Origin of the sequence: Vibrio mediterranei, from assembly GCF_013364395.1 — a bacterium.
GTDB lineage: Bacteria > Pseudomonadota > Gammaproteobacteria > Enterobacterales > Vibrionaceae > Vibrio > Vibrio mediterranei.
Genome location: NZ_JABXGK010000001.1, coordinates 342921 through 366308, shown reverse-complemented (window position 1 = coordinate 366308; position 23388 = coordinate 342921). Strand labels below are relative to the sequence as shown.

17 protein-coding genes are annotated in these 23388 nt (G+C 45.0%); 1 reads left to right on the top strand and 16 read right to left on the bottom strand.

Annotation, left to right across the window (positions count from 1 at the left end):
- Positions 1-18 precede the first annotated feature (18 nt).
- Both rluA and rapA read right to left on the bottom strand, forming a co-directional pair.
- Positions 19-756: a bifunctional tRNA pseudouridine(32) synthase/23S rRNA pseudouridine(746) synthase RluA gene (rluA, locus tag HOP38_RS01855; RefSeq protein ID WP_038229155.1), complete on the bottom strand. Its 738-nt coding sequence runs from the start codon at positions 754-756 to the stop codon at positions 19-21.
- Positions 757-815: 59 nt separating this feature from the next.
- Positions 816-3725, bottom strand: a complete 2910-nt coding sequence (gene rapA / locus HOP38_RS01850) for an RNA polymerase-associated protein RapA (protein ID WP_198557312.1) — start codon at positions 3723-3725, stop codon at positions 816-818.
- Between the two features lie 491 nt (positions 3726-4216).
- On the opposite strand from rapA, the gene HOP38_RS01845 reads away from it, so the two are divergent.
- Positions 4217-5593, top strand: coding sequence for a PhoH family protein (locus HOP38_RS01845; RefSeq protein WP_198557311.1), 1377 nt, complete (start codon positions 4217-4219; stop codon positions 5591-5593).
- Positions 5594-5657: 64 nt separating this feature from the next.
- On the opposite strand, the gene tldD is transcribed toward HOP38_RS01845, so the two are convergent.
- The 14 genes from tldD to HOP38_RS01775 form a co-directional block, all read right to left on the bottom strand.
- Positions 5658-7097: a metalloprotease TldD gene (gene tldD, locus HOP38_RS01840; protein WP_006071021.1), complete on the bottom strand. Its 1440-nt coding sequence runs from the start codon at positions 7095-7097 to the stop codon at positions 5658-5660.
- A gap of 26 nt (positions 7098-7123) precedes the next feature.
- Positions 7124-7948: a carbon-nitrogen hydrolase family protein gene (locus HOP38_RS01835; RefSeq protein WP_006071019.1), complete on the bottom strand. Its 825-nt coding sequence runs from the start codon at positions 7946-7948 to the stop codon at positions 7124-7126.
- Between the two features lie 4 nt (positions 7949-7952).
- Positions 7953-11846 carry a YhdP family protein gene (locus tag HOP38_RS01830; protein ID WP_198557310.1) on the bottom strand — a complete coding sequence of 1298 codons (3894 nt, stop codon included), beginning with the start codon at positions 11844-11846 and terminating at the stop codon, positions 7953-7955.
- A gap of 10 nt (positions 11847-11856) precedes the next feature.
- Positions 11857-13326: a ribonuclease G gene (gene rng / locus HOP38_RS01825; protein ID WP_006071014.1), complete on the bottom strand. Its 1470-nt coding sequence runs from the start codon at positions 13324-13326 to the stop codon at positions 11857-11859.
- An 18-nt stretch (positions 13327-13344) separates the two neighbouring features.
- Positions 13345-13914 carry a Maf family protein gene (locus HOP38_RS01820; protein WP_031493050.1) on the bottom strand — a complete coding sequence of 190 codons (570 nt, stop codon included), beginning with the start codon at positions 13912-13914 and terminating at the stop codon, positions 13345-13347.
- A gap of 4 nt (positions 13915-13918) precedes the next feature.
- Positions 13919-14407: a rod shape-determining protein MreD gene (gene mreD, locus HOP38_RS01815; protein ID WP_006071011.1), complete on the bottom strand. Its 489-nt coding sequence runs from the start codon at positions 14405-14407 to the stop codon at positions 13919-13921.
- Positions 14408-14424: 17 nt separating this feature from the next.
- On the bottom strand, positions 14425-15288 hold the full coding sequence (mreC, locus tag HOP38_RS01810) for a rod shape-determining protein MreC (protein ID WP_006071010.1): 864 nt from the start codon (positions 15286-15288) through the stop codon (positions 14425-14427).
- A 61-nt stretch (positions 15289-15349) separates the two neighbouring features.
- Positions 15350-16393, bottom strand: a complete 1044-nt coding sequence (locus HOP38_RS01805) for a rod shape-determining protein (RefSeq protein WP_006071009.1) — start codon at positions 16391-16393, stop codon at positions 15350-15352.
- A 151-nt stretch (positions 16394-16544) separates the two neighbouring features.
- On the bottom strand, positions 16545-20519 hold the full coding sequence (locus HOP38_RS01800) for a DUF6701 domain-containing protein (RefSeq protein WP_198557309.1): 3975 nt from the start codon (positions 20517-20519) through the stop codon (positions 16545-16547).
- Positions 20516-20989, bottom strand: a complete 474-nt coding sequence (locus HOP38_RS01795; RefSeq protein ID WP_198557308.1) for a hypothetical protein — start codon at positions 20987-20989, stop codon at positions 20516-20518. Before HOP38_RS01795 ends, HOP38_RS01800 begins: the two co-directional genes overlap by 4 nt.
- On the bottom strand, positions 20979-21707 hold the full coding sequence (locus tag HOP38_RS01790) for a PulJ/GspJ family protein (RefSeq protein WP_006071005.1): 729 nt from the start codon (positions 21705-21707) through the stop codon (positions 20979-20981). Before HOP38_RS01790 ends, HOP38_RS01795 begins: the two co-directional genes overlap by 11 nt.
- A complete protein-coding gene (locus HOP38_RS01785) occupies positions 21707-22285 on the bottom strand; it encodes a type IV pilus modification PilV family protein (RefSeq protein ID WP_006071004.1) in 579 nt (192 codons plus the stop codon). Before HOP38_RS01785 ends, HOP38_RS01790 begins: the two co-directional genes overlap by 1 nt.
- Positions 22275-22748 (bottom strand): prepilin-type N-terminal cleavage/methylation domain-containing protein, encoded by a 474-nt coding sequence (locus HOP38_RS26125; RefSeq protein ID WP_198557307.1) that lies wholly within the window; start codon positions 22746-22748, stop codon positions 22275-22277. Before HOP38_RS26125 ends, HOP38_RS01785 begins: the two co-directional genes overlap by 11 nt.
- A gap of 147 nt (positions 22749-22895) precedes the next feature.
- Complete coding sequence (locus tag HOP38_RS01775; protein WP_006071001.1) at positions 22896-23372, bottom strand: type II secretion system protein; 477 nt, start codon at positions 23370-23372, stop codon at positions 22896-22898.
- Between the last annotated feature and the right edge of the window lie 16 nt (positions 23373-23388).

Here is a 23388-nt window from a genome sequence, read left to right as displayed (position 1 = left end):
GTCGTACGGCCACACACTTTATGACCGAGGCAAGGTCTTATAATCCGGTAAATCTGTCGCGGGGTCAAAGTGTTGCACCACTAATGGCTCAGACACTTGATGAAAATCGCATGGAACGAAAATGGATTGTAGCTTTTCAGTTTCAGGATGGTAGAAACACAGCTCTGCCGCATGCAGCTCTAATCTATCTGAGAAACTCATCGCTTCTTCATGGGCGTAGAATTCATCACCAACGATAGGATGCCCCAGTTCCAATAAATGCACTCTTAGTTGATGTGAACGTCCGGTAATGGGGAATAAGCGCACAATACTTGTCTGTTGCTCCTGCTTTACCACCTGATAGTATGTTTGCGACGGCTTGCCATGTTCGTAGCACACTTTTTGCCTTGGACGGTTCGGCCAATCACAAATAAGCGGTAAATCGATTAACCCTTCCGATTCATCAGGTGTTCCCCAAACTCGCGCATAGTAGACTTTATGAGTAAGCCGATACTGAAACTGTTTCTTTAAAGAACGTTCTGCTTCTTTGTTTTTCGCTAGTAACATCAGCCCAGAGGTCGACATGTCTAAACGATGCACTACTTGAATCTCGGGATACACCTCAACAAGACGGCTCCACATACTGTCATAATGCTCGGGCGCTTTCCCTGGTACAGATAACAAGCCTGAAGGTTTGTTTACCGCGAGAATATGTTCATCTTCAAATACAGTATCTATCCAAGGATCTGTAGGAGGTGTGTAGCTAAGCATGGCCATAATAATTTACCGCATCACAATGAAATAGGACGCAGATATCTGCGCCCTATTTTGTGTTATTAGTTGTGGCTGACAACGATCAGACGTAGTGAATCCAGTTGGACTTGAGCTTTCGCAATATAACCATCAAGCTCTTTGATTTGAGCTTCAATCGCTTCGATTTCCTCGTCACGAATATTTGGGTTTACCGCTTTTAGCGCCTGTAAGCGTTCTAGTTCACCATTCAAGCTCGCATACATCGCTTTATGCGCTTGCTCGCGAACCGCCACGACTTTCTCTTCTACCGCCTCATTACCCGATTCAATCAATCGATGAACATCGGCTTGAACAGACGTCACCAACTTACTGCCCAAATGGCGATTCACAGGGCTGAGCTGACGATTGAAGCCTTCAAACTCTACTTGTGAAGAGAGATCATTACCGCGAGCATCCATCATCAAGCGAATCGGTGTTGGTGGTAAGAAGCGGCTAATACCACTCTGTTTTGGTGCTTGCGCATCCACAACATACACCAACTCCAATAAGATAGTACCGACTGGCAGTGCTTTGTTTTTCAGAAGCGAAACGGCGCACGTCCCTACGCCTTCACTCATCACGAGATCGATACCGCCCTGAATCATTGGATGTTCCCAACTAATAAAGTTCATATCTTCACGAGAAAGCGCCGTATCACGGTCAAACGTAATGGTTGCTCCTTCATACGGTAGGCCTGGATAGCTCGGTACCATCATATGCTCAGAAGGCGTCACCACCAGAGCGTTTTCACCTTTGTCATCTTGGTTTAAACCAATGGTGTCAAACAAACTCAGTGCGAATGTGACTAAGTTAGTATCGCCATCGGTCGCTGCAATCTTTTCGACAATCTCTTGCGCTGCTTCACCACCATTAGAATGCATCTCAAGTAAACGGTCACGGCCTTGCTCAAGTTCATGCTTAAGCTCTTGGTTGTAATGTCTTGAGCCTTCAATCACCTCATCCAGCTCGGTCGTATCGCCACTGGCAAGCATGTTGATAATGCTCTCTTCATAGCGGTCATACACCATACGTCCCGTTGGACACGTCTCAGCAAATGCATTGAGTCCTTCATCGAACCAACGTGCTAGTATCGCTTGAGAGGTGTTCTCTAAATAGGGAACGTGCACGTCAATATCACGCTTCTGACCAATACGGTCCAAACGGCCAATACGCTGTTCTAGCAAGTCTGGGTTGAATGGTAAATCAAACATCACCAGTTGGTTCGCAAACTGGAAGTTACGACCTTCAGAACCAATTTCACTACAGATCAAGACCTGAGCACCACCTTCTTCTTGAGCGAAGTAGGCTGCTGCTTTATCACGTTCAAGAATCGACATACCTTCATGGAACACAGTTGCACGGATACCTTCACGTTCACGCAACGCTTGCTCAAGCTGAAGAGCGGTACTTGCACGTGATGCAATCACCAACACTTTCTCGCTGCGCTTTGCTGTGATCTTTTCAATCAGCCAGTTAACACGAGAATCGAACTGCCACCAGCTAGAGTCTTCGCCTTCAAACTCTTGGAAAATCTCTTCAGGGTAAAGCATTTTCATCGCGCGTGCTTCTGGTGCCATCTTGCCACCAATCATGCCTGATACGCGCATAGAGGTGGTGTATTGCTGTGGAATCGGCATCGGCACAAGGTTTACGTTACGCTTTGGAAAGCCTTTAATCGCGGCACGCGTATTTCGGAACAGCACTCGTCCAGTACCGTGGCGATCCATTAGGTTGTCGATAAGCTCTTGACGTGCCGTGGCTTTTTCTTCATCACTGGCATTGCTATCTAGAACGTTGAACAATGGCTCAACGTCTTGCTCAGACAATAGCTCAGTAATTTGGTTTTTCGCCTCATTGCTCAGCGCTTCCCCTGAGAACAGAGCTGTTACTGCATCGGCAACTGGCGCATATTGCTCTTCTTCTTTAACGAAAGATTCATAATCAAAGAAACGGTCTGAATCGAGAAGGCGCAATCGTGCAAAGTGGCTTTCGCGTCCCAACTGCTCTGGTGTTGCTGTTAGCAAAAGGACACCCGGTGTCTTTTCGGCCAACGCTTCAATGACTTGGTACTGACGACTTGGATTGTCTTGACTCCACTCAAGGTGGTGCGCTTCATCCACGACCAGCAGATCCCATTCGCCTTCCAATGCTTGTTCAAAACGTTTACGACTCTTACGTAAAAAGTCCAAAGAGCATAGGACAAACTGTTGAGTATCAAACGGGTTATCCGCCTCTGCGCATGCCTCAATGCAGCGTTCTTCATCAAAAATAGAGAAATGCAGATTGAAACGACGCATCATTTCTACCAACCATTGATGCTGTAGTGTCTCTGGTACCACAATCAAAACACGTTGAGCACGGCCAGACAGCACTTGCTGGTGAATGATCATACCTGCTTCAATGGTTTTTCCGAGACCAACTTCATCAGCCAGTAATACACGTGGCGCATAACGACGCCCCACTTCATGAGCAATAAAGAGCTGATGAGGAATCAAGCCTGCACGCATGCCACAAAGACCGCGCATTGGACTTTTGTGTTGTTCGTATTGATTGCTTAGTGCACGATAGCGCAGTACAAAGTTATCCATTCGGTCGATTTGACCTGCAAACAATTTGTCTTGCGGCTTGTTAAAACGAATTTGGTGGCTCAAGAAGATCTCGCGTAATGCAACGCCCTGCTCTTCTGTATCTTGACGTATACCGACATACGTTAATACGCCTTGGTCTTCGAGCACTTCTTCAACTAGAAGCGTCCAACCTTCTTGGCTATCTATGACATCGCCAACATTAAAGATAACTCTGGTGACTGGCGCATCACTGCGTGCGTACACACGGTTTTCTTCTGATGCAGCAAACATAAGAGACACTGTTCTCGCATCCAATGCGACGACCGTACCTAAACCTAAATCACTTTCCGTATCGCTAATCCAGCGCTGCCCTAAAGCAAATGTCATAGAGAGACTACCTCAACTCGTATCGATATCTTTTGGTCATTCAAACGGTAACTCAGTCGAAAACTAAGCTCAAAACCCCGCCCAAATAATAGTAGGTGATAGAGCAAATATTGCTCATTTTCACCCTAGGGTGAAAGGTCGCTAATCTTACTTGAAGGCGTGATGCAGGTCACGCCAATTACAAGGAAATCCTAAGTTTTTTTTGTATTGTCGTGGCTGACATCAAACTGCAAAAAAATAGTGGCAAATGTAAAGACCAAAGTGAGTTTTTTCACTTATACTCAAATTGTAAACGTTAATAACATGTTACCAAAGAACCATGTTTTAATTGGATACAAGGGTATCAGGTTCAATCAGACTAACCATCGATTGAACATAGCAAGGTTGACTCACTAAGATAGGAAATCCGAGCCAGCATTGATCCCAGTCTGACTCGTTCCCAATCCGAGTTAACCGCAAAGGACAAGCGCCAGTTGCGGCAAGGAGACTCTATGGGCGATACCGACCGTAAATTTTTCGTTCTCGACACCAACATCCTTCTCCACGAACCCCACGCCATTTTTTCGTTCAAAGAACACGACGTCGTCATACCCATGACCGTACTTGAAGAACTCGATCGCATTAAGGACAGCAAACGCGATGTTGCTCGTGATGCACGCGTCGCAATTAGAGCTCTTGAAGATATCTTTAAAGAAGCGACGCCTGATGAAATTTCTGAAGGGATTCCCTTCTCTCACCAAATGGAAGCAACAGGAACCATTTCAATATTAGCAGACTATGTGCTGCAAGAAACAGTCAAAGCCTTCGCCGACAAGGAAGGCGACAACCGGATTCTCAATGCGGTGCTCTACTTGCAAAATAAACGCTCTCCTCGAGAAGTCGTTTTAGTCACTAAAGACATCAACATGCGCTTAAGAGCTAAAGGAGCTGGTGTTCGCTTTGTTGAAGACTACCGTACTGATCAACTAATCGATGATGTTCAGTACCTCACAAAAGGTTTTCAAAAATCTGCAGGGGCGTTTTGGGAACATATTGACGAGGTGGAAACCAAAACCCTCGCCAACAAGACATATCACACTTTCGACAGAGCCGCGATTGACCCAACGTTTATCAATCAATACTTGATCGATGACAGTAGTGATTTTGCTGGACGAGTAGCCGACATTGATAGTGATAAAGTGACAATTCGAGATCTGAGCCAAGAACGCCTATTGTGTCGACAAGCATGGGACATTCGCCCTAAGAATATCTACCAAGGCATGGCCATGGATGCTTTACTCGACCCTGATATCGATTTAGTGATTCTCACAGGTGCCGCTGGTAGTGGTAAGACGCTACTCGCTATGGCTGCAGCGCTAGAGATGACGATAGAGAGAGGTATGTTCGATAAGATCATCGTCACCCGAAATACACCAGATATTGGCGAGTCCATCGGTTTTCTTCCGGGTACTGAGGAAGAAAAAATGATGCCTTGGTTGGCTGCCATTACCGATACACTCGAAGCGTTACACAAGAACGATCACTGCACTGAGGGCTCACTGAAATACATCTGTGATAAAGCCAACATTCAGTTCAAATCTATTAACTTCATGCGCGGACGTTCAATCCAAAATGCGTTTGTTTTACTCGACGAGTGCCAGAACTTAACAGCCTCTCAGATTAAAACCATCATTACTCGCTGCGGTGAGGGGACTAAGATTGTCTGCTCGGGTAACTTAGCACAAATTGATTCCCCGTACTTAACGCCAGTAACATCAGGGTTAACGTATATGGTTGAGCGATTTAAGAACTTCGGAGGCAGTGCCAACATTCACTTAAATGGTGTGGTAAGAAGTAGATTGGCCGAATTTGCAGAGGAAAATTTGTAAGTGGCTGAGACGTCATCCCCTTGAAAAAGGGGATGACGGTAGTTTTTGCTTTATACTTGTGAACTTAGTCAGTACCGCCTACAGTTAGTGCATCTAACTTCAAGCTTGGCTGACCAACACCAACTGGCACACTTTGCCCAGCCTTACCACAGACGCCAACACCGCGGTCGATACTCAGGTCATTACCCACCATAGAGACTTGCTGCATCGCTTCGATACCAGAGCCAATTAGCGTCGCACCTTTCACTGGCGCAGTAATCTTACCGTCTTCGATGAGATACGCTTCTGATGCTGAGAACACAAACTTGCCAGAGGTAATATCAACCTGACCACCACCAAAGTTTGGTGCATAAAGACCTTTCTTCACGGTAGAGATAATTTCTTCTGGAGAATGCTCACCCGGCAACATATAAGTGTTGGTCATACGAGGCATAGGTAAGTGGGCATAGGATTCACGACGGGCGTTACCTGTAGGGTTTACTCCCATTAGACGTGCATTAAGCTTGTCTTGCATGTAACCTTTCAGAGTGCCATTTTCAATCAACGTATTGTACTGTCCATGAACACCCTCATCGTCCACGTTAAGCGAACCACGAAGGTCTTGCAATGTTCCATCATCAACAATCGTACACAGGTTTGATGTGACTTGCTGACCTACCTTGCCAGAGAATACTGATGACTCTTTACGGTTAAAATCACCCTCTAGGCCATGACCTACGGCTTCGTGTAACAGTACTCCCGGCCAACCAGAACCTAGTACAACTGGCATAGTACCAGCAGGTGCGTCAATCGCTTCCAGATTGACTAGCGCTTGGCGAATGGCTTCATCGGCATAGTTGTAAGCGACTTGTTGACCTTCTTCTGTTGAGAGGAAGAAATCGTAACCATAGCGGCCACCACCACCGGCACTACCACGCTCACGACGGTCGCCTTTCTGTGCTAATACACTGATAGATAAGCGCACCAATGGGCGCACATCTCCAGCAAAGGTTCCATCGGTTGCCGCCACTAGCATTTGCTCATAGACGCCACTTAAGCTGACAGAGACTTCTTTAACTAAAGGCTCTTTAGTACGAATGTAGGCATCAAGCTGCTTTAGCAGTTCAGTTTTTTGTTGTTTTTCCCAACTTTCTAATGGGTTAACCGCTGCATAGTAAGCTTGATTATCGCGACGAGTAAGCGCGTTAACTTGCGCGCTTTGACCTTGCTGTGCAATGCCTCTTGCCGCTACTGCACTTTGCTTCAGACCATCCAGTGTGATTTGGTCTGAGTATGCAAAACCCGTTTTTTCGCCAGCAACCGCTCTAACACCAACACCGCGGTCGATATTAAATGAACCGTCCTTGATGATGCTGTCTTCGAGCACTAGAGATTCGTGCCAGCTGGATTGAAAATAGATATCCGCATAGTCAATCTGGCGAGTTGCAATGCTCGCAAGCGTAGCTTCAATATCTTGCTCAGACAGACCTGTAGGCCCTAATAGCGCGTCTTCTATGCGTTCCATATGATTACTCTTTATAGTAAATATAATTAGTGTAAGTGCTGTTCAAATCGAATGTGTTTAGCGACAGGCATACTCTGTCTCACTTCTTCAACAACATCAAAATTCAGTTCGGCGGTTATTGTACCTGTCTGCTGCTCAAGCTGTCCTTGAACCTCTCCCCAAGGCGATATCACCATAGAGTGTCCCCAGGTTTCTCTTCCACACGGGTGGGTGCCACATTGATTAGCTGCGACTATCCAACATTGGTTTTCAATCGCCCTAGCACGCAACAGGACTTCCCAATGTGCCTTTCCAGTCACCGCAGTAAATGCCGCAGGCACAACAATTACGCTCGCCCCTTGAGCCCTCAACGCACTGAATAGATGTGGGAAACGCAGGTCATAGCAGATGGTTAAGCCCACCGCACCAAAATCAGTCGGCACCATCGCAATGCTTGTACCCGCTTTAAACGTTTCTGATTCACGGTAATTTTTGTGACCATCATTGACGTCTACATCAAACATATGCAGCTTATCATAATGATTCATACGCTGCCCATTTACGTCAAAGACCAGCGTTGTTGTAGTCACTTCCGTTTCAGAAACCCGAATAGGAAAGCTGCCAATAATAAGGTGAATCTGATGGCGTCTTGCTAAGTCAGATAACTTGTCTTGATACTTGCCTTTTCCTAAAAATTCCGCGTGACGGTGATAATCGTCACGGGAACCAAAAACCAGCGAGTTCTCTGGGGTAAGAATCCACTTCATCCCCTTAGCAGAAAGAAACTCAACCTTATGTTCAATGAACTTGAAGTTCTCTTCTGGTTCAGGTCCTGATGTCATTTGTATGATGCCAAAGCGTTCCTTGCTCATGGTGTTACTTAATCTCCTTCTTGAGGTTTTCAGGTAACTTATACTCTCCCTGACTCCTCGAAATCTCACTTACCGTTGGTGAGTCCAGTGGACCTTTAACTGAGTAGTTAACTTGTGTCACGACCTCAACCACTGGTGATATCACTGTCGTCACGGCAAGCACAACCAATGCTGTCTGAGGCGTCACCGCAAAAGCCGTAATGATAGGGATCCCTGAAGTCATGTCAGGCGTAAAGTTTACTTCAGCGTCGACGGTTTGAGTCGAGAGGTCAGCCAATCCTTTAATCGTCATTTCACCAGCGACCGCATCCATCTTAATGTCATTGGTCACAAACACGCCATCTCTGATTTTGCCGCTACCTGTAATTGAGTTAAACGCCATCCCTTTATCAAATACATCGGTAAAATCGAGCTGCATCTTACGAATAATGGAATCCAAGCTAAACAAACCAAGCAAGCGTGCGGCACCGCTCACATCAGAGATAATACCTTTACCTAGCTTAGTACTGATTTCACCACTGACGGTATTTACTCGCATCGACCATGGTGCGCCATCCCACGTTAACTTTGAGTCGAGATCAAATGGTGCACGTTGGATACCAGAGGTAATACCAAATCGTTCCATAAGATCACTGTTGTTCTCACCACTGACTGCTAGGTTGACCTGTGTTTTATTTTGCTGACCAGCGACCATCCAGTTGCCGTCAATATGTACTTTGTTTGTCCCACTCGATAAGTCCAGTTTTTTCCAAACGAGCTTATTACCTTGTCGTTCAACATCCATATCCACTTTGCCGACTTTGTAACCTTGGAACCAGAAGTTATCAATCGTCAGTTGAGTATCCGGCATGATATCAAAGAAGGTTTTATCAAACTCAGTCACTAATGGTGCTTCAAGGTTTTCCTGAGTGATCAGCGACTCATCATCCTGTGCCTTCTTATCAAATTCTGGCACGTAGATATGCAGACGCTTCAACGCAACATACAACTCGTTGTTGTCGCTGTAACTCGCCTGCCCTTTTGCCTCTTGGCTATCAAGATCGAACTGCCAGCCACCTTTTTTGTATCTGGCATTGAAGTTCACATCGTGCCACTCAATACCACCTAACATCAGTTCTTTCGCTTCCACGTTTACCCGTTTAGGTAATGGAAGCTCCGGTTTATTCAGCTCATCTAGTAATGCTTTCTTTTCACTCGGCGGCTCTTTAAACAACTCGCTCCACTGGTCGACATTGAACTTATCGGACCGTACTTGGAAGTGATGGCCAACTATAGGGCTGATTTTGAACCCACCTTTCCCCAACACTAAGTTAGTCGCCTTAAGAACCGGAACCTCTCCTGTGATATCAATCTCGGTTTGGTATTTAACGGAGGGTAACTGCAATCTAGCGGTTATAGCTTGTTGGTTTCCGGAAGCTTGAAGCCTTGCTTTACCTGATTCACCAAACGCTTTTTTGAGTGGATAAGGATAGTCACTCGCAATGGTTGCAAGGTTAGCATTCAGGTCAAGCTGGTAAGTAAAGCCGACATCGTTAAGCTGAATATCCACGTCTAGGTTCCAAGGCGAATGCCCTGCCAGTCGACTGACCACCTTATCACCAACATAAGGCTCTAGAGGTGCGGTTTTCCAATCTCCAACCGCATCAATTCCAACCGAATAACCTTTGCCAGCATTCTGCCCTTGAAAATCAAGGAAAATCGGCTGGTTCAGCAAGTTTGCAGACAGCCCTGTCGCTTTCACCACATCATTGTCAAACTCAACTCTACCGGACACTTTTTCCAGCGTCATTGGGGGAGCATCAATTTCGACATGATTGTCTTTTAGCTCCGCATACCCCCAAGCTCTGGACGGAGTATCGTCGCCAGAAAACGGAATATACAACTGGAAGTCGGCATTCACATCGCCACTAACTTGAACCGCGGTTAACGCGGCACCAACCGAGTCCACCAGCGGCGAAGCGGTCATATAATCCCTGACGGCACTGCCTTGACCTGTTGCCTTCGCTTCTATTTCAAGGTGCCCATCACCACTGAGTACTGGAATTCGCCCCGTGATTCGCTGGCCTTTAACATTCATCAGTGTTGCAGAACGAGAGTCCAAATACATGGTCTCATTCTGGAACAACAAATCGAGTTGTAAGTCAGTCAGTGGTGGCCAATTGGTATCAAAACTAAATTTAGCATCGCGAAGTCCCACCCAAGCTTGGAACATGCCGTTGTGTTCTCGATATGGGAAGTCTGACAGTTTGCCATACCACAACAGCTTAGATGTATTGACTCGACCCGCTTGGATCGCTGCCGATAAGTAGTCCGTAAGACTTTGCCCCATAGCTAAAGTTGGCAGATAACGCCAAACCTCACCTGCGTTGTAAAGATCCGCTTCGGCATAGAATGACAAGAATGGGCTGTCATTCTTAGGGAAATCAAGTCTAAAAGCACCAAGCACTTGCAAGTCTGGCGTCGCAGCCGTCACTTTATCAGACCATAACGACCAACCTTGCTCGCCGTTATTTTGCCAATGAATATCAACCAAACCTTGCTTAATATTTAGTGGAGCTTGAAACACATCACCATAAGGGAAACGATCATCAATAACGTTAACGCGGGCATGAGCTTGCTTCATATTACCGCGCACCGATCCTGAGACATGAGAGAAGCCCGGCAAAAGTTCCCATTGCGACATCGACATATTCTCAAGGTGTGCCGAATATTTCAGGGAGTCAGTACCATTAGTTTGGGACAGTCGAATATCTTCAATCAGCCCACCCGGGTTGAGTTTAGTTAACCACTCTTCCACACTCGAGTCAGGACTTAGTGATGCCAATGGCTTTAACGCATTCACATCGAGCTGAGAAATATTCACTTGCCATTGCTGTTGGCGATTCCATTCTGCTGCAATATCCAGTTCAGGCCACGGAACATCATTAGTTCTGGCTTGAACTTCATGAACATTCAGCTGCCAACCAGCATCTGATGGCAATAAATGCATAACCGCAGACTCGACGAATAGATCGTGGTCTTTGCCATCTTTAGACCAACTAAGCTCAGATGGTAACACTTCAAGATAAGCTTCTTTTGCAGTGCTGTTATCCAATGTAATCCAGCTGCGTAAGCTTACTTCACCATCTTTAATACCAGTTTGCTGCTTTTGAGTTTCAGACAGCCACGGGGACAGTGACATTTGGTCCACGGCCACGTAAAAGTCGCCAGAGACATTCGACAGCGAACCTTTATCAATAAAGTCCGCTCTAACTTCTAGCGAGTTTAAGTTTGCATCGGCAATGGAGATGGTGCCCTGTGCTAAATGGCGTGCCTTTTGATTCCGCCATTGCAGATTCTCTATATCTAACTGACGTTCTTCACCAGATATAGATTGATACAACACAGTTGAATTAGCGACAGCAAAGCGATCTAACTGCCTTAATAACAAGTTATCTAGGCGGTTGACCAACTGCTCGCCACTCGCTGCGGGTTGCTTGGGCTGTTGAACCGTTTTTGGCTCGGTCGCTTTTAGTAAATCGACCGAACGAATGTCCAGCATCATGTCATTAATGACCATATCCGCTAAGACAGGCTGTCTTTGAATAATGGTTTGAATCAAGTCAAATTCGAGCTCTAAGTTCCCGACTTCGAATTTGGTTTCAGGACTTTCAGGAAGACCTACAACAACACCTTGAAGAGAAATAGAAGGGTGAGTGTTACGCCAAAAACCGCGCACATCTTTCAAAGAAATATTGAGACCTGTTCCTTGGTTTACCCAAGTCACAATTTCTGGTTGAATTTTGTTTAGCTGTGGCAAACCCACACGCAACACTGTGACCGCAGAGGCAAGTAATACCAATACGGTCAGTAGTAACCAGAGAAAAAAACGGACAATCCGATTAACGCGAGAACTCACAAATTACTCATTACATCATAACAACATCAAATTGTTCTTGAATATATAAAGGCTCAGCTTGAATTCGAACCTGTTTACCTATAAAGACTTCCAGTTCAGCCAATGCATGAGATTCATCGCCTTCAAGTGCTTCAGCAACAGCAGGAGACGCATAAGCCACGAATTTGTCGGCATCGTAAGCTCGATTAACACGCGTAATCTCGCGTAAAATCTCATAGCAAACTGTTTCGACAGTTTTAACCGAACCTCGGCCTTCACAAGTTGGACAACCACTACAAAGAACATGTTCAATACTTTCTCTAGTTCTTTTTCGTGTCATCTCAACCAACCCTAACTGGGTGAATCCATTGATATTCGTCTTCACTCGATCTTTAGAAAGTGCTCCTTCTAGAGAGTTCAACACACGTTGACGATGCTCTTCAAGACCCATATCGATAAAGTCGATGATGATGATACCGCCTAAGTTACGCAGTCTAAGCTGTCGAGCAATAGCTTGCGTTGCTTCGACATTGGTGTTGAAGATAGTCTCTTCTAAGTTGCGACGACCTACGAATGCACCGGTGTTAATATCAACTGTTGTCATCGCTTCAGTTTGATCAATAATCAAGTAACCGCCAGACTTTAAGTCGACTTTACGTTCAAGTGAACGTTGTATCTCATTCTCGGTATCGTACATATCGAAAATGGGCTTATCGCCTTCATAAAGTTCAAGCAAACTCTCCAGTTCAGGTACAAACTCGCTAGTAAACTCTTTTAAGCTCTCAAAAATCAGTCTTGAATCCACTTGAACACGAGTAATTTCCGTCCCAACGAAATCACGAAGAATACGATGCGCTAGACCCAGTTCACCATATAACGTTGAACGCGTTTTATATTTAGTACGACGTTCATTGATTTTGGTCCACAAACGCTTAAGGAATGCAGCATCTTGAGCCAGTTCTTTTTCATTCGCACCTTCTGCTGCAGTTCGAATAATAAAGCCACCGTTTTCATCGCAGTAGTCAGCAACCACATTCTTTAAACGGTTACGCTCTTCTTCGCTCTCGATACGTTGAGAAACACCGACATGGCTCGCGCCAGGCATAAAGACGAGGTAACGGGATGGGAGGGTGATATCCGTGGTTAAACGAGCACCTTTAGTTCCAAGCGGGTCTTTGACCACTTGCACTATGATGTCTTGACCTTGACGAACTAACTCAGAAATATCACGGACTTGAAACTGCTTCTTTTCATTTTCAGCCACACACTCAGTGTGCGGTACGATGTCGGAAGCATGCAGAAACGCCGCTTTTTCGAGGCCGATATCCACGAAAGCAGCCTGCATTCCAGGCAAGACTCGGCTCACTTTACCTTTATAGATGTTGCCAACAATTCCACGCTTTGCTTCGCGCTCAATGTGGACTTCTTGGAGAACCCCACCTTCAATCATGGCAACCCTTGTTTCACTAGGGGTTACGTTTATTAACAGCTCTGCACTCATGAGCGCACCTCAATATTTTTAATTATTTATAAATTCTTGCAAGAGCTGGTCAGTTTCATACAGTGGCAGTCCAACTACAGCGTAATAGCTGCCCTCGATTCGAGTGACGAAGCGTCCCCCTAATCCTTGGATTCCATAACTGCCAGCTTTATCTTGAGGTTCTCCACTTAACCAGTATTGTTCGATTTCTTTTTCGCTAAGTGTTTTGAACCATACATCCGTCGTTACCACGACCGATGACTGCTTATTCTTAGATACAACACTGACAGCAGTGAGCACCTGATGTTTTTCTCCCGACATCCCTTGAAGCATAGCTTTGGCATGTTCGAAATCATTGGGTTTTTCTAGTACATGTTCGTTTAAAACGACGACCGTATCAGAACCGACAACTACAGATCTGGAGTCGCTCAGCTCAAGCCCAGCCATCGCTTTCTCTAACGACAAGCGCTCAACGTACTGTTGAGCACTTTCTTGGGCTTGTTTCACTTCTTCAATATCAGGGCTCACCACTGAGAATTGGTATCCGAGCTGGCTTAACAGCTCTCTGCGTCTTGGTGAAGTTGACGCCAATACTATCTTTGTAGTCATTGATTTACCTGACATGCCAATGCCGTCTTACACGACGCAACAGTAAAAACATCCATGGCCAAAGTATACAGTTAATCAGACCACTCCACAGCGACATCGGATTAAAAGTGACGTCTTGGATCAAATACTCACCAAAAAAGATAAACACTTCTAGCAGCATAGATATCAAGGCCATGATCGTGGCTTGCTGCCAAAGTGCCATGTTTCTAAGTACCAAGAAATTAAGAGCCACGATATAGATGACAATCGACATCATCATCCCGCGAATACCCAAGGTAGATCCGACCAGTAGATCCCAAGTCAGACCAACAATCAATGCGGTACCCACATTTACTCGGTGCGGAAGTGCTAATACCCAGTACCCTAGAACCAAGAACAACCATGACGGTCTTACGAAGTCTAGCACGCCTGGCCAAGGTATGGTTTGCAATACAAGCGCCACTATCAGTGACACACTGATCACTAAGTGACTGCGAAATGAACTATTAGCCATAATAGTATGAGAATCCTTTATTGCGCGTTCAGCGTATCTTCAACCGCTTGTTGCTGTCTATCATTACTCGGCCAAATCAACAGTAAGTATCGCAGTCGATCAAAGTCGACCACGGGCTCCGCAATAATGCTGGCAAACTCTCGTCGATTGTCTCGTTGTACAGATTTAACATGAGCAACTGGATAGCCTTCGGGATAGATTCCACCCAGACCAGAGGTCACCAACAGGTCATCTTTCTGAATGTCAGTACTTGTTGGAATGTGCTCTAGTTGAATCTCATCGATAGACCCATTGCCTGATGCAATAACTCGAATATCGTTACGAATGACTTGCACTGGTATTGCGCTGTTAGAGTCCGTCAGCAGCATAATACGGCTGTTGTGAGCGCCAACGAAGGTCACTTGACCAACGATACCGTTTTCATTTATAACCGGCTGACCTTCATAAACACCGTCGATACGACCTTTATCAATCACCACTTGGTGACGATATGGTGACGTGTCCACAGCCATCACCTCTGTCACCATCTTCTTTTCATCTCGGACGAAAGATGAGCCTAAAAGCTCACGAAAACGCTGGTTCTCTTCACGGTATTGATCAAGCAAAATTAAGTCACTTTTAAGGCGCAACACTTCGCGCTTTAAGTTTACGTTTTGCTCGGCTAGACCTTGTCGAGTATTTAGCCTTTCATAGACGCCATCAAACATGGTACGAGGAAGGTTCGCGGCATACTGAATCGGTGCGACTGCACTGTTTAATAAGTAACGGAAATTTGAGAATGTATCTAAACGACTATCAGCCAGCATTAAGCCGGCTGATAAAGTAACAGCAAGAAATAACCGAAGTTGTAAAGAAGGACCTCGACCAAATATTGGTTTCATGTACTCATAATCCTGATGTGGACTCTAGTTTCAGTGCCACACCAAAACTAGAGTGAAACCATTATTCTTCTGTAAATAGATCGCCACCATGCATGTCGATCATTTCTAGAGCTTTACCACCACCACGAGCCACACATGTTAGTGGGTCTTCAGCGATAACAACAGGGATACCGGTTTCTTCAGTGAGTAATCGGTCTAGATCGCGTAGCAGTGCACCGCCACCTGTTAGTACCATACCGTTTTCAGAAATATCAGAAGCAAGTTCTGGCGGACATTGCTCAAGCGCAACCATCACTGCCGATACAATACCAGTTAATGGCTCTTGCAACGCTTCTAGAATTTCATTTGAGTTTAGGCTAAAGCTACGAGGCACACCTTCTGCAAGGTTACGACCACGTACTTCAATCTCTTCAACCGTATCACCTGGATACGCAGAACCGATTTCGTGCTTGATCTTCTCAGCAGTCGCTTCACCAATCAAGCTGCCGTAGTTTCGGCGCACATAATTGATAACCGCTTCGTCAAATCGGTCACCGCCGATACGTACTGAAGAAGAGTAAACCACACCGTTAAGTGAGATAACCGCAACTTCTGTTGTACCACCACCGATATCAACAACCATAGAACCTGTTGGCTCAGAGACGCGTAGACCTGCACCAATAGCAGCAGCCATAGGTTCATCGATCAAATACACTTCACGAGCACCTGCACCCAGTGCAGACTCACGGATAGCACGACGCTCTACTTGTGTTGAACCGCAAGGGACACAAACTAGAACACGTGGGCTTGGTTTAAGAACGCTGTTGTCGTGCACTTGTTTGATAAAGTGCTGAAGCATTTTTTCGGTCACATAGAAGTCAGCAATAACGCCATCTTTCATTGGACGAATCGCAGAAATATTACCAGGCGTTCGACCTAGCATCTGCTTCGCTGCATGGCCTACCGCCGCAACGCTTTTGGCTGAACCCGCACGATCTTGGCGGATTGCTACTACAGAAGGCTCGTCAAGGACGATACCCTGTCCTTTTACATAAATCAGTGTGTTGGCAGTACCTAGATCTATCGATAGGTCGTTAGAAAACATGCCACGCAGTTTTTTAAACATATTCTTCGCTCGTCCTGCAAGAATGAGAAGACAAAAATTGCACTAAATGTACCAATGCCTTGCCATCACAGCAAGGCATTGAAGCAGAAACATGGGGTGAAACCCGCATTTTCTTACAGTTTCCTTACTTAACGCAAAAAATTCACAGGATTTATTGTCCGATAAGGCGTGGCTCACCTCGATAAATGACTCTATCATTTCCTCTATGTGATCCGAAGGTCACTACGGCATGTGGATCTTCATCACCCACACCGCGCCAGTTATATCTCAACCAAGAACGACCCGCATTACTGTCAAAACACTTAACAGGACTATCATTTTGGTTCAGTTTAATTGGGGCACTTTGATCAAGCCTTAACCACAAATTAACTTGTTCGCGAATCCTATTGTTGCTTGCAAAGAGTTGGCTGCTGCTACCTTGGCTGATGGCAGCATCTTCTGTGGTTATAGTATTGCCATCTTTATTAAACAGCTTTGCATCTGTCTCTAACTGACCTGACCACAAGATCTGCCGGCAGTAGTGCTTACCATTGAATGCGGAACCACTGTCCTCTTTATTGAGCACAAACCCAGTCTCAGTCCAATATTCCGTTCTCAAAGGGATATTGATGTCCGTTGTCAAATCGCCACCAACGTTATCTATCACCATACGGCCATAACGAAACTCGGGTTGTATTGGGAACGCTTTCGCGTTGGTACCACTTACGGTTAAAGAAGGGCTTTCAAAATCTACACCGTCAACTAAATTAGACTGTACCCCAAAGTGCCCTTTAACAGGCAGTTCTTTTATCGAGGTAACACCATCCAGTTGATAACGTTTAGAGAAAACATAATCACCAAAGCTAGCCTCAAGTCGAGCTCGTGAAGTGCTGCATGACAAGTCAGTAGAATCGCACTTCCAAGCTTCACTATCCCAACTCGTTGCCGTCGCACTTATTCTCGGTAAGTAACTATCACCACTTTCATTGGCAGCAACATGATTTAAGGTCACCATCAAATTGGAGGCAAAATAACCATAGTTAGGGGTAGGTGATTTTTCTAGATTACGCGCCTCCACAACAAAGCTTGGTTTTATTGGTTGGCCCATATATGCAAACCCTGAATGCCCTGACTCATAGCCCCATTGATTGGAGACCATAGCAAGATGATGAGGATAGAAGCGGCCGATACTACGGCTACTTGGATTGATTACCATCCCCAAATAGTTCGATTGACTTTGAGTCTGTACTAGAAGACTTCCGACATCTTCCCAATAGAGAGCGTAAAATGGCAACACACCATTACTACCTCGATTACTACGAACAAATGTTGACCCGTCCTCACCATCCATTTTAATAGGGAATCTTTCGTCGACAGGTCTAACTGCAGGCGTGTTCTCAGTGGCAGTGAGTAAAACACTGGAGACAGGCGCATCATTATCGAAGTAATTTTTGGTGATAAATTGCGACTGGCAAAATGATGGCAATATCGGAATTTGACCTTGAGTCGCGCCATTTTTCTGCCATCGAATTGGAACGGCATCTAGGTTAAAGCGTTCCCCTGCTGCTTTATAGCCACTGCCTTGAGATGAAGTACCATCTAATGCTAATTGGTAGTTTGATGCATCACAGATCGCGAACGTCCACGGTCTTACTTTTAGCTCGTGAACTCCTTTATATGTGACGCATTGCTTCGCGGCGTCCGCACCTTGTTGGTCTAAAGGGTTATGCTCACTCTCATTGACACAACGCGTCTGAGATAACTCAAAAGAAACTCGCCCAGCTTCATCGTACTGAATATCCATCAAAGCACTGCGACCAGCATCAGGGGTGCTGCTGCCATGAGAAAAATCTAGTGCGAGATCCGTCACTGGAATTGGCACAAAATCATTACTCTGTGCAGCTTTGACTTTAACTGATGCCTGTACTGTTGGAGATTTGGGTTCTAGATAACGTGTCGCTGCAATATTAACGTTTTGCACTCCAGAATAGTTTTTTGCCGCTACAACTTGGGACAGACCTGAACGCGTTACATTACAGGTCACAGGGCGTACTTCGAGCGTTGCCGATTTTCCAGCAATCAAACTAGACGCTTGCGGCGTAAATTCAAACTTGTTTGCCGTAAACTCGTAGTTACCTGTCACAAGCGTATTGTTCGCACTCTCCACCAATTCACCGGACACGCTGAGCTGTTCGATATGTTGGCTACTCACATCAAATATAACCCGGCCATTAGTACTTGGGTTGTATAGCCCCTCGCTAATACGAATCCCTTCTATCAATTGCATTGTGGCAGAGGCAGGCGCTGTAATTCTGACGCCTTTGGTGTAGTCTTCAATAGGCTTACCGTACTTATCTACCACATTAAACGTGACTCGTTGGGTTTCACAACTCAATGCGATGCCTTTTAATGGCTCTAATTCCAAATAGTAGTCTTGACTTGGTGGTGGCGCTTTACATTGCGCAGGAATACGCGCAAACAACACATTACCTTCACCTTCAATATCATTATCATCTCTGTCTTTATGTCGTTTCCGATCATCATAGTCACGCTCACCAAGCGTCACATTTGGGGCAGCAACCCCACCAAAGATGTAGTTGTCTTCACCATTGACTAAGAAACCTCGCGTTCCGACAGTAGCAGCTGCAGGAGGGACATAAAAATAGGCTTTGATAACAGAGTCTTCACTCTCTATTTCAATGTCACTGCCCGCGCCATGCCCGACAAAAAGTAAATCTTCACTGTTTCCTAATGTATTGATTTTTAGCTCATCTTTGAAGTGAGGCGGATACAGCTCTCCGTTTGCTTTTATTCCTCGATAATTGATCTTAACTGGCCCATTGATCAGTTGTATCTCCGCATCTTCCAGATGTATATGCTCATTAACCCAATACTCGCCAGAGTCAATAATAAGCTTACTGTCATCTTTAACCTCTAACTTCTTGATCTTATTATTAGTCCATTTCAAATGACATACTTTGCCGTCTTTACACTTAAAATCGCTCGAATAGTCACCACTCGGAAAATCATCCAATTGCGGTGGATAGTTTTCAAAGCTCTTCGTGGGCTCCACTTGACAGTTTTGCCAACCAAAGCCACGTAAGCCAATGGATGAAGACGTATAAAAGCAGCCGCCATAAGTGCTGTTATTAGTAAAGCGAGAAAACGCGAGGCCAGTGTTATTGCGCGGTAAAACGATAGCGTTGACATCAAAATCATCAAACCATTCGTCTCTATCATTGTCATATTCACTATTCACATTCAGAAGCCCTTGTGGCGATCCAGATGTGTCATAAAGGGTAGTCTGCACTTCTTCTTTGAAATAAGGGCAAAGATCAAGCTTAAACTCAGGTGGGGGTGGTGTGTCATCGCACAACTTAGGTAAATTAAAGCTATTCTTCTTACCTGTGACCGACATGTGGTTGACCGTAATATTCATATTAAGATCGTTGTGCTCACCGCTTACCCTAAACCCCTTTTGAAAACTAGATGGATCTACGTATAGGGCAGCAGAGATCTTATTGTGATTCGTCAGATTGATAGCTGCGTTAGAGCCGTGTCCAATTAAAATAAGATCAGTTATTGCGCCATCTTTATTGATATGTGAATGACCACTTATGTAGAACTGGCGGTAGTGCAGGATTGTTGGCGCACTCACTTTGATTTTTGCTGCATGCTCCAAGGTCAACGAGCCAATCCAAATCTCCCCTCCTTCTAACGTAAGAGTCTTACCTTGCCTCATCGTTATAGATTGCACTTTACTACCACTTGGCAATGAGCAGTGCTTATCACTACAACTTGAGGGTTCAAGGTTCGTAGGAAAGACAGGTAAATCAACTGGTAAAGTGGGCGCATGACTAGTTGGGTTCACTGCACAACTATCAGTTGGAGCATTTGGATAGTAACAGTGGGCCGCTGTACCGCTATGAGCTGGACTGTTCGCTAGATAATTGAATGGCATTTTAAAACCATCCACATCAAAAATAAGCGTCTGGTCATGCCCCGAAAAGTCCACTTGAGAGACGTAAGGGTAACCATCTTGGCGATAGTTAGTTTGAACTGATTCTGGAAAGTAGTCGCAATATTCTATTGCATAACTATTTGCTACGACGAACAAGCTAATAAATAGAGCGATCAATTGCTTCATTCAGAGAATCCTTTTACCCAAGCTTCTTGCTGACGCTGAATATCAAACCCTTGTCCATCTCCGCATATTGCCGTGCTGGTAATTTTAAAATAGCTGAGCTGTTTTGGAATCAGTTCTAGGTCGCCACCATTAACCGTTTCACACTGAACTGAAAGGCTACGGCAGTTAATACCCACTTGAGAAATTAAATAAGACATTGCTACAGATGACGATGGTTGAAGCTGGTTACATCTGATTTCTAGATCTTCTGTTAGACTCGATTCATTTAATGGATAGAGCTGCGTCAACGCCCACTCAACACCAGAGTTCGCCAAAAACCAAGCTTTGGTACCAATCAACTCACGTGATAGCGTCTCGTTACTTGACCATTGAATTCTATTGAGATTCATTGCCAACATACCCATTACCACCACAACAAAAATGGCAACGATGTAGGCACTCCCTTGCTGTGAACGTTTTCTAGGGGACATTGAGCACCTGTACATCATGTTGGAAGTTAGACGCTTCTCCCGCTTGATTAAATACTAGATTTAGACGAACTAAAGCTGAGCGAAGTAGTGACGCTTCCAGGTGAGTAAAACTGCTTTTTACTGGTTCGATATTGGTGGCAACACGAATACCGTTTCGCTCTATCTGACCAGACGTGGTAATGCAATAATCGACCTTGTTTGCTGAATTGTAGATATACAAACGCTGCCCAACCGAGTTCTGTTCTGGTAGTTGATTTAACGTAAAATATTGTGCTTCGACCACAGAGCTGACCCCTGCCAAACTTATCGCTCGACGACCTTCAAGATCTTGCTGTCGACTTGGATTAATGATCAACCTTTCGGTATTGGCAAATTTATGGGGATATTGGTTAATGTTACCCACCACAAACTCAGTTTTTCCTAACTTCTCATCCAAATGATAAAAGCCGGAAAAGGTTATTGGATAAAATGAGACACATTGACCGTTCAAAGAGGTTTGAATGCTGTTGGGGACGGCGTGCCTAAGCTCACGGGACATTTTCTCAATAACAAGCTGTGCTTGGTTCTGGATTTTAGTGCGCGCTACTGAATCCACATAACCACGGGCACCAAACTCGACAAAACCAGCAATTCCTAAAAACAGAATTCCAACCACCACCATGGTGATGATCATTTCTAGTAAGGTAAAACCGCCTGATTGCTTAACGGAGAATGACATTAGTAATTCCCCTTATACGCAACAAACTCATATTCGGTGAAATTACTCGCTGACACACGGACAATGATCTTTTTGAACGAGCTTGTTTGATGCGGAGTTACTTGACCACCGAGTGCGTTATCGTAGTCGTAGCTAACCAGAATATTAACGACAAAATTGCGGTAGTCGTCTTGCTCATCACCACCGAGAAGTCTTGTAATAGATAAGCCTTGCTGGCACTGCTGCTGGGCGTTGGCACCGTACCAGCAGCCTATATAGTCATCGACATCATTATAGAAGGCAGGCTGCTCGTTCTTGTCCGGACCTAATGAAGCGGGTGATGTGCATTGCTTATCAAGTTCATCGCAACGCCATAGGCTACCGTTACGATCGCTCTGCTCATCAAAACTCACAGCTAATATCTGGTTCAACACCGCTTGTCCTAATGAAGCTGCTCGTACTTGGTAGTGCGGTAAAGCGCTTTTCTGCACACTAGGGAATAAGAAGCTCGTCAATGTAATCAAAGCGATAGCCAAGATCACTATGGCAAGTACGCTTTCGATCAGCGTCATCCCTTGACTCATTTTTCTAGCACGCATCGACAAAACCTTCTGAATTAATACAAATGGATGCCGATTCACTAAATTGAGTGAATTGAATCGTAATGGGGTAAGTACAAGATTCACATACTGGACGACCAAGTAAGTCAAAATTCAACAAGCTAGTGGGAGCAGAGACCTGAATGTTATCCAACGCTAAATAGTCCGATTGCTCTTCAGGGTTCGCAAGAGTGCAACTGTACCGAGAGCCAAAACAGCCATCTTTAATCGCCAGTTGGTAGCGGCTATTGAGCTCACCGATATCGCTGATATTGGATTGCATTCGCCCAAGCTGTATTTGCTGAGTAATCGCAATAGCTTGTTCTTGTGCTGCAATGAAAGAAAAGCCCGAACGGTTTAAAAATCGACTCGCAGCCACTACCGACACAATCGAAACTAAAACGATCACCACGATCAGTTCGATTAGCGTAAACCCTGATAACTTACGTTGTGGGATTAACATAGTAGTACCTGCGAAAATGATTGATAAATAGTATACAAAAGGACAGTACTAACTCACCTATCTATCATTAGAAATCGTTAAAAATCAGAATACCTATCACAACACAAAAAAGGCCAGCCGGAGCTGACCTTTTTGCGTCTTGGCTAATTAACAACCTGACGCTTCAACGGTTACTCTAGGTGCTGTACCCGCTTGAGTTGATTCGTCGTATCTTACAAAACAGTTAGATTGACGAATCGTACGGAAGTTAGCATTTGAACCATCATCAAAGGTAGCAATTAGCGCGTCACGACGAGTCGCAAACATCCAATCTTGTTGCAAGCCATCTACTGCACTTACAAGGCCAGCAGCATCAGCAGTTGGGTAACCAAATGCAACCGTTACTGCTTCATTAGTACCTGCATTAATGGTAGCCGTTGCTTGCTGTTCAACACCTTCTACTGCAGCTTTGCCGTAAACAATGCCATTTGCACCTGAAATCGCACCTTTTAAACCATTGAGAGATGATTCACGAGCATCACCTTGTAGATTTAAAAAACGAGGTGCTGCTGTTACTGCAAGAATACCCAAAATAACGATCACCACGACCATTTCAATTAGCGTGAAACCACTTTGTCTTTTCATTTTTATATTCCTACAA

Bases quoted from the DNA above. Each gene is read 5' to 3' on its own strand.
- rng (WP_006071014.1), bottom strand. From the start codon at position 13,326: ATGAGTGCAGAGCTGTTAATAAACGTAACCCCTAGTGAAACAAGGGTT.
- mreD (WP_006071011.1), bottom strand. From the start codon at position 14,407: ATGGCTAATAGTTCATTTCGCAGTCACTTAGTGATCAGTGTGTCACTG.
- HOP38_RS26125 (WP_198557307.1), bottom strand. From the start codon at position 22,748: ATGTTAATCCCACAACGTAAGTTATCAGGGTTTACGCTAATCGAACTG.
- HOP38_RS01785 (WP_006071004.1), bottom strand. From the start codon at position 22,285: ATGCGTGCTAGAAAAATGAGTCAAGGGATGACGCTGATCGAAAGCGTA.
- rluA (WP_038229155.1), bottom strand. From the start codon at position 756: ATGGCCATGCTTAGCTACACACCTCCTACAGATCCTTGGATAGATACT.
- HOP38_RS01775 (WP_006071001.1), bottom strand. From the start codon at position 23,372: ATGAAAAGACAAAGTGGTTTCACGCTAATTGAAATGGTCGTGGTGATC.
- HOP38_RS01790 (WP_006071005.1), bottom strand. From the start codon at position 21,707: ATGTCATTCTCCGTTAAGCAATCAGGCGGTTTTACCTTACTAGAAATG.
- HOP38_RS01835 (WP_006071019.1), bottom strand. From the start codon at position 7,948: ATGAGCAAGGAACGCTTTGGCATCATACAAATGACATCAGGACCTGAA.
- HOP38_RS01845 (WP_198557311.1), top strand. From the start codon at position 4,217: ATGGGCGATACCGACCGTAAATTTTTCGTTCTCGACACCAACATCCTT.
- HOP38_RS01820 (WP_031493050.1), bottom strand. From the start codon at position 13,914: ATGACTACAAAGATAGTATTGGCGTCAACTTCACCAAGACGCAGAGAG.
- rapA (WP_198557312.1), bottom strand. From the start codon at position 3,725: ATGACATTTGCTTTAGGGCAGCGCTGGATTAGCGATACGGAAAGTGAT.
- HOP38_RS01800 (WP_198557309.1), bottom strand. From the start codon at position 20,519: ATGAAGCAATTGATCGCTCTATTTATTAGCTTGTTCGTCGTAGCAAAT.
- HOP38_RS01805 (WP_006071009.1), bottom strand. From the start codon at position 16,393: ATGTTTAAAAAACTGCGTGGCATGTTTTCTAACGACCTATCGATAGAT.
- mreC (WP_006071010.1), bottom strand. From the start codon at position 15,288: ATGAAACCAATATTTGGTCGAGGTCCTTCTTTACAACTTCGGTTATTT.
- HOP38_RS01795 (WP_198557308.1), bottom strand. From the start codon at position 20,989: ATGTCCCCTAGAAAACGTTCACAGCAAGGGAGTGCCTACATCGTTGCC.
- tldD (WP_006071021.1), bottom strand. From the start codon at position 7,097: ATGGAACGCATAGAAGACGCGCTATTAGGGCCTACAGGTCTGTCTGAG.